General features: G+C 71.4%; 3 protein-coding genes and 1 pseudogene. 3 read left to right on the top strand and 1 reads right to left on the bottom strand.

Features of this window, described 5'->3' with window-relative positions; all coding sequences use genetic code 11:
* The 3 genes from FUT87_RS26705 to FUT87_RS26695 all read left to right on the top strand — a co-directional run.
* Positions 1-1,283, top strand: a 1,283-nt coding sequence (locus FUT87_RS26705; RefSeq protein WP_147242939.1) for a sorbosone dehydrogenase family protein, incomplete at its 5' end; no start/stop codon positions are given.
* Between the two features lie 150 nt (positions 1,284-1,433).
* Positions 1,434-1,763: a helix-turn-helix transcriptional regulator gene (locus tag FUT87_RS26700; protein WP_147242938.1), complete on the top strand. Its 330-nt coding sequence runs from the start codon at positions 1,434-1,436 to the stop codon at positions 1,761-1,763.
* Positions 1,760-3,235, top strand: a complete 1,476-nt coding sequence (locus FUT87_RS26695) for a type II toxin-antitoxin system HipA family toxin (protein ID WP_147242937.1) — start codon at positions 1,760-1,762, stop codon at positions 3,233-3,235. The genes FUT87_RS26700 and FUT87_RS26695 overlap by 4 nt, the downstream gene beginning before the upstream one ends.
* Before the next feature lie 13 nt (positions 3,236-3,248).
* On the opposite strand, the pseudogene FUT87_RS29555 reads toward FUT87_RS26695, so the two are convergent.
* Positions 3,249-3,519, bottom strand: a pseudogene (locus FUT87_RS29555) (hypothetical protein); the annotation flags it as partial.

Genomic DNA, 3,519 nt, shown 5'->3' with positions numbered 1-3,519 from the left:
GGCCCAACCCGACGCTGCCCGAGCCGCAGAGGACGCTGGTGCCGACGGTCAAGGTCGCCAAGGCGGTCGGCTGGCCCGCGGGCGGCAAGCCGCAGGCGGCGCCCGGGCTGGCGGTCACGCGCTTCGCCGACAAGCTGGACCACCCGCGCTGGCTGCACGTGCTGCCCAACGGCGACGTGCTCATCGCCGAGACCAACGCGCCGGAGCGCCCCGACGACGGCAAGGGTCCCAAGGCCTGGATCACCAAGCAGTTCCAGAAGAAGGCCGGCGCCACGCCCAAGAGCGCCAACCGCATCACGCTGCTGCGCGACACCGACGGCGACGGCGTCGCCGACCAGCGCTTCGCTTTCGCCGAGGGCCTGAACTCGCCCTTCGGCATGGCGCTGATCGGCAACAACTTCTACGTCGCCAACACCGACGCGGTGGTCCGTTTCCCCTACGCGAGCGGGCAGACCCGGTTGGCCGGCGCGCCGGTCAAGGTGGCGGACCTGCCGGGCGGCACGATCAACCACCACTGGACCAAGAGCCTGATCGCCAATGCCGAGGGCACCAAGCTCTACGCGGGCATCGGTTCCAACAGCAACATCGCGGAGAACGGCCTGGAGAACGAGCAGCGTCGCGCTGCGATCCTGGAGATCGACCTGCAGAGCGGCGCCTCGCGCGTCTTCGCCTCGGGGCTGCGCAACCCGGTGGGCCTGGCCTGGGAGCCCACCAGCAAGGCGCTGTGGGTGGCGGTGAACGAGCGCGACGAGCTCGGCGACGACCTCGTGCCCGACTACATCACCTCGGTGCGCGACGGCGGCTTCTACGGCTGGCCCTACAGCTGGTACGGCCGGCACGTCGACGAGCGGGTCAAGCCGCAGCGGCCGGAGCTGGTCGAGCAGGCGCTGGTGCCGGACTACGCGGTCGGCGCGCACACGGCCTCGCTGGGGCTGGCCTCGGCGGACGGCAACAAGCTGACGCAGGACTATGCGCACGGCATGTTCATCGGCCAGCACGGCTCCTGGAATCGCAAGGTGCCCGCGGGCTACAAGGTCGTCTTCGTGCCCTTCGTCGGCGCCAAGCCCAGCGGCATGCCGATCGACGTGCTGACCGGCTTCCTCGACGCCAAGGGCCAGGCGATGGGCCGGCCGGTGGGCGTGGCGATCGATCGCCAGGGCGCGCTGCTGGTGGCGGACGACGTCGGCAACGCGATCTGGCGCGTGACGGCGGCCGGGGCGGCCGGGCCTCGCGCGGCCTTCCCGGCCGCGGCCGGCGCGGCCAGCACGCCGGCTTCCCGCTGAGGAGCCGCGCATCGCGCCGTCGCGCCCTTCCCTTTCGACGGCAGCATTGGAAAATGGCACTTCGGTGCCATTTTCATTTTTATGCGCAATATATTGCCAATCTCTTGACCCAGATCTGGCAATAAACTACGGTTTAACCGTCGATCAGCAATTCATTACCATGCTCACCCTCCCGGAAATCGCCGGCGCCCTCCGCGAAGCGCCAAGCGCAATGGCTGGACGCAAGCGCGCCTGGCGGAATCGTCGGGCGTGTCGCCGCGCACGCTGACCCATGTGCTGAGCGGCGAAGAGGACTTCCGTCTCACCACGCTGATGGCCCTGGCCGACCGGCTGGGCCTGGAGTTGCTGCTGGTGCCCAAGGGCGCGGCGCGGGCGCTGGGCGCGGGCGAGGAGCTCGGCCCGCCGGTCCGGTCCGTCGTCACCGAGGCGCTGGACGCGCTGCACGCGCCCGCCGGTCCCTCTGCCAAGGGGCCGCGATGAACGTCAAGGCGCTGGCCATCCACCTGGGGGAGCTCCGCCTGGGCGTGCTGTTCCAGTACGCGCTGCCCGGCGCGGCGGTCACCAACCGCTTCGTCGCCGACGAGGATCTGGTCGCGCGCGCCGGCGCCGTCATGCCCACGCTGTCGCTGTCGATGCGCGCGGCCACGCCGCAGGCGCAGGCGGCGGTCTGGCGCGACATCCGGTCCGCCAGCTTCAACGGTCGCCACTCCGCGAAGAACGGCTGGCTGCTGCCGGCCTTCTTCCAGAACCTGCTGCCCGAGGGCGTGTTCCGCGACCACGTCGCCGCGCTGCGCCAGTGCGCCCCGACCGACCACTTCGAGATGCTGGCCGCCTGCGGCAAGGATCTGCCCGGCAAGGTCCACGCGCTGCCGGTGGCGTTGTCGCGGGACGAGCTCGCCCGCTACGTCACCCAGGGCCAGGACGCGCTGGAGATGTCGGTCACCGCCGATCCGCTCGAGGAAGGCGTGTCGCTGTCGGGCGTGCAGCCCAAGCTCGGCGTGATCCGCGATGGCGACCGCTACGTCGGCCGCACCAAGGACCACGACACCCACATCATCGCCAAGCTGCCGGTCGTCGGGCAGCCGCTGCTGCCGGAGGTCGAGGACCTGACGCTGCGCCTGGCGCGCGCGGCCGGCGTGGACACCTGCGACGCGGCGCTCGAGCCGCTGGAGCGCCTGGGCCTGCCGCATGGCTACGACCTCGGCGACGCGACGGGGCAGACCCGCTTCCTCGCGGTGACGCGCTTCGACCGCTCGCCGGCCGGGCGCATCCACGTCGAGGACTTCGCCCAGATCCTGGGCCGCATGCCCGAGGACAAGTACGGCGGCGGGCCCGACGGACGCCCGGTGACCTACCTCGACATCGCCGCGGTGCTGATGGCCGAGCCCTCTATGGGGCAGCCGGCGGTGCACGAGCTGCTGCGCCGGCTGGTGGTCAACGAGATGGTCGGCAATGCCGACATGCATCTGAAGAACCTCGGCGTGCGCTACCTCGACGGCCTCACGCCGACGCTCTCGCCGGCCTACGACCTGGTCGCCTACGCGGTGTACCACCGCCTGCGCGGCCATGCGCTGCTGATCCTGCCGCCGGAGTACCTGCCGCGGGCCGCGCGGGCTTCCGAGGGCGCGGCGACGGCACCGCAGTCGATGTCGCCGGCGCTGCTGCAGGCTTTCTGCGACCGGCTGCGCATCCCGGTCAAGCCGGCGGAGCAAGCGATCTCGCGCTGCGTCAAGGCGGCCTTCGCGCACTGGCCCGAAATGATCGGGGCGTCCCTGCTGACCGCGCAACAGAAGCAGCGGCTGCTGGCGCACTTCCAGGCGCATGAGTTGGTGGCATCGCTGGCGCGCCGCGCGGCACGCAGCGCCGCAAAGGCACAAACGGCTCAAGCGGCACCGGCGGCACAAACGGCCCCCATGGCCGAACGCCCCGGCGGCGAGGCGGCCTCCGGCTGAGGCCCATGGACGCTCAGGCGTCCTGCTGCCGCTCGTACTCCGCGCTCTCCTGGGCCAGTTCGTCGCGCCACTGCCGTTCCAGCTCGTCGCGACGGCGCCGTAGCGCGGTCGACAGCGACGGCCAGTCCACCGACGAGGCATGCGTCAGCCGCGGCAGGATGCCCTGCTCCACGTCCTTGGCGTGATGGCTGACGTAGCGGCCCAGCACGCCGACCAGGGGCGCGAACTGCGCGTCGTCCGCGCGCATGCGCCGCAGCTGCGACATCAGGATGCGCACGACCAGG

Source organism: Mitsuaria sp. TWR114, assembly GCF_007997345.1.
The sequence above is the reverse complement of the archived record's forward strand: the minus strand, read 5'-3'. Positions and strand labels throughout refer to the sequence as shown.